The 386-nt window shown below is 40.7% G+C and carries 1 protein-coding gene; it reads right to left on the reverse strand.

Translation table 11 applies throughout. The annotated features are described in order from the left end of the window. The coding region (locus IRZ83_RS19430; RefSeq protein WP_194570771.1) for an Ig-like domain-containing protein at positions 1–386 on the reverse strand (386 nt) is incomplete at both ends.

The following is a 386-nucleotide window of genomic DNA, read 5'->3' on the forward strand; positions in this document are numbered from 1 at the left end:
GCTGTTGTTTCTGTAACTGCATCGATTACTGGAGCGCCGACTGTCACTTTCACCACTGCTGCCGCACAGTTTGACGGGTTTAATTTTTCGCACACCTGGTAGGCAAACTCATAATCGCCTGCCGGAGCATTTGCTTTTAATTCAATTGTACCGTCTGCATTTAGGCTTAAATATCCTTTTGGATCTGCTGTACTTACCGAAATATTTACTTCTGATAAATTAACTGCATTTCCGTCTTTTGTATCATTCGTTAAAACATTTAATAATGTCTGAGGCTGGTTTGTTCCGATAGCCGAAGCCACAGTATCATCTTTTAAGTCTAAGACTGAACCTGTCACCGAAACATAACTCTTAACCTGATCGCAGTTGAAAGGATTATTTACCTC

It is taken from the genome of Flavobacterium sp. JLP, from assembly GCF_015350755.1.
Lineage (GTDB): Bacteria > Bacteroidota > Bacteroidia > Flavobacteriales > Flavobacteriaceae > Flavobacterium.